Genomic DNA, 1,721 nt, shown 5'->3' on the forward strand with positions numbered 1-1,721 from the left:
CGCTCCTTTTCCGCCACCCAGTTTAAAAGTGGAGTCGAGCCGCTATGCCCCACTACATCGTCCAGTGCGTCCCACTTATGGGGTTCGTGGCGCCACTCGCTTTCGTAGTGGATGATCAGTTGCGAGAGCGACTGCGCATGTGCCGGTAGGCCAATCGCCGCCTGTAACTCTTCAGCCGTCACCACTCCATCACGGTCTCGATCGATGATGTCGTAAAGGCGATTCTTCATACGCCCGTTATCCGACTTATCGGCCAAGTTACTGTAGCGTTCGAGTTGCTGCTGACTGAAACGACCCACCGCTCGAAAAAAGGATGCCAGGGTTTGCCGAGGCGAGTCATAGTTGAAGACGACGTCGTAACCCTCCCATGACCACGGACTGAACCACGGCGTGACACCCACTTCTTCACGCACCCAACCATCGAGTAATGCACCGTTTGCGTCGTGGAATAGTCCATCAAGTCGATACCAGTTGCAGGCGCTTCGGTCTGGCGTTGCGCTGACGACGATTTTTTTGTCTGGCGGCAAGCCGTCAATCAGGCTCTTGGGCACCAGCAGATCAGCATCACTGGGTATGCTGGCAGCGCTGAGTGTGGGTGGTTGTGTGGTGTTGAAACGCTCCTGATGCGTCACCACAGCGGTGCCCTTGGAGAATTTCAGCCAGGTCTTGCCGGCGGCGGGCAGTCGTTGCGCCCAAGCCCGGCTTGACTCGATAAATGGCTCCACGTGGTTGGCACTGAACACCTCCAGGTGCAACTTCTTTTCCGGGTACTCGGCACTGCCGTCTTGATACTCGCCAATGTGACCGATCAACTCGCCAGCCTTGATCGCGATAGGTTTATCGAGAACCACAATGCGGTCAGCTATGGGTTCCAGCGCGCCTTCCAGCGAGTTGAAATGCACATACTGATTTACACGCTCCAACTTGCGGAGCCTGCCTTCCCCGCTGACGGTGACTTCCGTGCCATCGGGCAACTCCATAAGGACGGCGCTGCTGGTGTTCGCTTCGGCACGCACACGCAGTGAGGGAGTCGCTTTGACCCGATACTCATCCCCAACAATGGGGACCAGATAGTCAACCGAAAGGAAACCGAGCAGTGAGCCGTCGGCATTTTTCAGTACCTCTGGTCCGCTGGTGTTTTCCAGCTTGCGGTATTCACCCTCACCGCTGACGGTCACCTCTGCGCCCCGTGGCAGCAGCGCCAATACCTTGCCGCCCCGCGCCTGGTTACGCACATTCAGGCCACGTTGCTCAGGAGGGCCTGCGCGTACGTCGCTAACCGTGGTCTTGACTCGGCGGCTCAGCCCCTCGGGCCAAAATGCCGGGCGGAGGATGGAACGGTCACTCCGGTAAACCGCCCAATCCTGCAGGTGCATATACAGGCTATAAAAGATCAGACTCGGTGGTGCATCTGTGCTGCCCTCAATCCTGGGGGCTTCGAGGCGATGGCGGACCAGCACAAAGTTGCGTGAGAAGGGCTTGGGTACACACCGTTCTTCAGTGAAATAAGTGGTGGTCGGCGAGAGTTCATCAATGCGATAGGCCACCACTTCACCGTCGGCCAGGCAATGCACGCTGGATTGATCCAGGGTACCGGCTGTGCCGCTGTCGAAATGCACCCCGCCGTGCCAAAGGCCATTGCGGCCCAATGGGTAGTAACCCGCGGCTGCCTTGGCCATTTGGGTCACTTGCAGTAATGGATTGCTCTTGCTCTTGAAGGG

The 1,721-nt window shown here is 57.9% G+C and carries 1 pseudogene; it reads right to left on the reverse strand.

Going from position 1 to position 1,721, the window contains the following annotated elements:
- Positions 1-1,679, reverse strand: a pseudogene (locus tag AOA60_RS08415) (SH3 domain-containing protein); the annotation flags it as partial.
- Between the last annotated feature and the right edge of the window lie 42 nt (positions 1,680-1,721).

This window comes from Pseudomonas sp. 2822-17 (assembly GCF_002742485.1).
Lineage (GTDB): Bacteria > Pseudomonadota > Gammaproteobacteria > Pseudomonadales > Pseudomonadaceae > Aquipseudomonas > Aquipseudomonas cyclaminis.